The organism is uncultured Ellagibacter sp. (genome assembly GCF_934643285.1).
GTDB lineage: Bacteria > Actinomycetota > Coriobacteriia > Coriobacteriales > Eggerthellaceae > Ellagibacter.
In genome coordinates this window covers 1-3,583 of record NZ_CAKUBT010000044.1, presented here as the reverse complement: position 1 = coordinate 3,583, position 3,583 = coordinate 1, and the positions used below count along the sequence as shown (strand labels likewise).

Annotated in this window: 4 protein-coding genes; all 4 read right to left on the bottom strand. The window is 64.6% G+C overall.

The features are described from left to right. Positions 1 to 234 precede the first annotated feature (234 nt). Positions 235 to 804: an MOSC domain-containing protein gene (locus Q0I65_RS09530; protein ID WP_296062898.1), complete on the bottom strand. Its 570-nt coding sequence runs from the start codon at positions 802 to 804 to the stop codon at positions 235 to 237. Between the two features lie 307 nt (positions 805 to 1,111). Further along, entirely contained in the window at positions 1,112 to 1,735 is a 624-nt protein-coding gene (locus Q0I65_RS09525; protein ID WP_296062897.1) for a SprT family zinc-dependent metalloprotease, read from the bottom strand. A gap of 10 nt (positions 1,736 to 1,745) precedes the next feature. After that, on the bottom strand, positions 1,746 to 2,603 hold the full coding sequence (gene rsmI, locus Q0I65_RS09520) for a 16S rRNA (cytidine(1402)-2'-O)-methyltransferase (RefSeq protein ID WP_296062895.1): 858 nt from the start codon (positions 2,601 to 2,603) through the stop codon (positions 1,746 to 1,748). Between the two features lie 138 nt (positions 2,604 to 2,741). Continuing rightward, positions 2,742 to 3,583: phosphoenolpyruvate hydrolase family protein (locus tag Q0I65_RS09515; protein WP_296062893.1), on the bottom strand; the 842-nt coding region annotated here is incomplete at its 5' end.

The following is a 3,583-nucleotide window of genomic DNA, read 5'->3' as shown; positions in this document are numbered from 1 at the left end:
CACCTTATCCTCGTCTGTATACAATGCAGCCTCCGCTCCGACCGGTTCGACCGGTCCAACTTTTTGCCGCAGTGCCGTTGTGCGACGTTTTTTCGCCCGATTCGCCTCTCCATGATAGCTCGGGGCACCCTTTGGTGATAAAACCCCAGGTCGAATTCAAGCGAGTTCGATTATTCTGAAAAACGATAGCGCACAACTCGTTCTTTTGACCACCAACTAAGGGGTGTGCTCCCGCTACGCGTTGGCAGCAGCGGCTTCTTTCGCCTTCGCGGCCTTCTCGGCCGCCTCCTCGGCGCGCACCTTGGCGATCTCGTCGAGCGCTTCCTGCGGGGTGTACTTGCAGTGGCCGTCGCCCATCTTGGTGACGACGATGGCATCGCCCACCGATACCGTGCCGCCGGTAACGACCTCGAAGAAGATGCCCTCGCGCGGGAAGATGCAGTCGCCCGCCAGGTAATAGATAGCGCACTTCTTGTGGCACACCTTGCCAATCTGGGAAAGCTCGAGCACAACCTCATCGCCGATCTTCACCTGGGTACCGAGCGGCAGCGCGAGCAGGTCCATCCCCTCGGTGGTGATGTTCTCGGCGAAGTCGCCCTCCTTCACATCGAGGCCCATCGCGCGCGCCTTCTCGATGGATTCCCAGGCGAGCAGCGACACCTGGCGATGCCAGTCACCGGCATGGGCGTCGCCCGTCACACCATGGTGCGGGTCGATATGGATTTGCCCACTCTCAACTGGCTTTTTACGCGTGCCCTTGCGCTCGGAGACGTTGACGGAGCGAACGTGGCCGGTGTTTTCCATGATGGTTTCTCCCCTCAGTGCGAAAAAGGCCGCCAGTCCGTGCGAGCGAGCTCGCGGCGAGGACTTGCGGCCTTTACGTAACTTCTAGTAACTGAGTAGGAATAATAGAACGCTTCGCTATTGAACGCAAGAAGGAATAATCGTTTTTTTCCATCGTTGCACGATTTTCGTTGTGTTTCGCGCCTTTTTGTCACGTTTCATCTCAACACAGGCTGGGAGGTCGCGGACATCTCTGCGGGAGCACAAGGGATCGCGCGTACGCGGGCGCAGGCGGGCACGCCTGGACGCTCGCCGGAAGGGACACCCCTTAGCGCAGCTTCGCGCGGCGTTGCTTCCAATCGGGCATGAAGGTGTCCATGAGTTGGTGGAACCTGGGGCCGTGACCCCGTTCGAGCAGATGGCACAGCTCGTGGACCACCACGTACTCCAGGCATTCGGGCGGATAGAGCGCGAGGCGCACGTTGATGCAGATGCGGCCCGTCGAAGGTTGGCAGCTCCCCCATCGGCTCGTCATGTTGCGGTAGGCGACCTTCCCCGCGCGCACTCCCATGATGGGCTCCCACGCCGCGATGAGCGCCGGCACGCAGGCGGAAACGACCTCGCGCCACCGGGCGACCTCCTCGGGCGTTGCCTGCGACGCGCGGGCCATGGGGGTATCCGCCGCCTGGGCAAGATGAGACTCGATCCATGCCGCCTTGCGCCGAACGAAGCCGCGCACCTCGTCTTCGCTCACCCATGACGGCGCCGACACGTCCACATGCGACCCATCGCGGGAAATGCGCAGGTTGAGGTTTTTCACGCGCTTGCGGGAAAGGCGCACTTCGACGCCATCGACGAGAAGCGTGCGCTCATCTGCGGCGGAGCGAGCGCCCTCAGATCCAGGTGCGATGCGGCGCGTGCGCACGGGGCCCGATTGGTTGGAATACGGCACGGCGCAACCTTTAGGCGTCGAGCGCTATCTCGTAGGCGGCGTTCCGGGGAAGCCCGAACTCGGCGGCGATCGCCTTGGCGATTTCCTTGTTGCGCGCACCTTCGGCCTTGAGCTCGGCAGCGCGGGCGCGGGCGGCCTCGGCGGCATCGAGCTGAGCCGCATCCTCCTCAGCGGCGCTCGGCTCGTCGATCACGATGGCGATTTCGCCTTTGATGGAGCCCTCTTCCGCGCGTCGGGCGAACTCGTCGCGCAGGCTCGGCAGGGTATCGCGCACCACTTCCTCGTGCAACTTGGTAAGCTCGCGGCACACCGCCGCCTCGCGCAGGGGAAACACCTGGGCCATCGACTCGAGCGCCGACGCCACGCGATTGGGGCTCTCGTAGAAGATGAGCGCCGCGTCGAGAGAGCGCAGTGCATCGAGCGTCGCCTTGCGCTCGGCGTCTTTGCGCGGGAAGAAGCCGCCGAAGTAGAAGCGAGGACACGTGCAGCCGCTTGCTACGTAGGCCGTGGCGCAGGCGGATGCGCCAGGAAGCACTTCGACGGGCGCGCCAGCCTCGCGAGCTGCGCGAACGAGCCGAAGCCCCGGGTCGGACACGCCCGGCATGCCGGCGTCGCTGCAGTACGCGATCACCTCGCCGGCAAGCACGCGCTCGGCGACCTGCGCCGCGCGGTCGCCGATGAGCGCCTCGTCCAAGCGTTCGAGCCGCTTCTCGATACCGAAGGCGGCGAGCAGCTTCCCCGTGACGCGCGTGTCCTCCGCGCACACGACGTCCGCTTCCCCAAGCGCCGAAATCGTGCGCTCGGTCATGTCGCCTAAGTTGCCGATGGGCGTCGGGCAGATGATGAGTTTTCCAAGTGTGTTAGCCATGCGCGCTAGTATAGCGCGAGCGGAGCCGCGGCGCGCAAGAGGAAGCGCGCCCACCACGAGAAAAGGGCGCTCGCCGCGACGCGAATCGCTGCGAGCGCCCTCCGTTGGAGCCTCAGTGGAATGCGAAGCCGAGAGACGTTACTTCTTGATAGCCTTGAAGGCCTCGGTCTGGGCCTTGATGCCGCGCTCGGCGGCCAGGCGCTCGATCGAGGTGGCTCCGAAGAAGCCGTCGATGCCGGGCACGTGCTCGATGACGTACGCAGCGTCCTTCGGCTCGGAAATCGGGCCGCCGTGGCAGATGACGAGCGCGTCGGGGTTGATGTCCTTCACGACCTTCACGATGCCGGTGATGATCTCCACGCAGTCGTCGAGCGTGCGCGCGGTCTCGGCGCCGATGGTGCCGCCGGTGGTGAGGCCCATGTGCGCGACGATGATGTCGGCGCCGGCCTTGGTCATCGCGGCTGCCTGCTCCTCGTCGAAGACGTACGGGCAAGTGAGCATGTCGAGCTTGTGCGCCTCGGCGATCATGTCGACCTCAAGGCCGTAGCCCATCCCAGTCTCCTCGAGGTTCTTGCGGAACACGCCGTCGATGAGGCCCACAGTCGGGAAGTTCTGCACGCCGTTGAAGCCCTGGTCCTTCAGCTCGGCCAGGTACTTCTTCATGACGCGGAACGGGTCGGTGCCGCAGACGCCGGCGAGAACCGGGGTGTCCTTCACGACGGGCAGCACCTCGGCGCCCATCTCGACGACGATCTGGTTCGCGTCGCCGTAGGAAAGCAGGCCCGCGAGCGAGCCGCGACCAGCCATGCGGAAACGGCCGGAGTTGTAGATGACGAAGATGTCGGCGCCGCCGGCCTCAGCCGACTTCGCCGTGATGCCCGTGCCGGCGCCGACGCCGAGCAGGATGTTGCCCTCGGCGAGGGACTTACGGAAACGATCGAGGATTTCCGCGCGGGACAGTTCAAGCATGGTGTTCTCCT

Excerpts from the sequence above, each read along its gene's own strand:
- Q0I65_RS09530 (WP_296062898.1), bottom strand. The coding sequence starts at position 804 with ATGGAAAACACCGGCCACGTTCGCTCCGTCAACGTCTCCGAGCGCAAG.
- rsmI (WP_296062895.1), bottom strand. The coding sequence starts at position 2,603 with ATGGCTAACACACTTGGAAAACTCATCATCTGCCCGACGCCCATCGGC.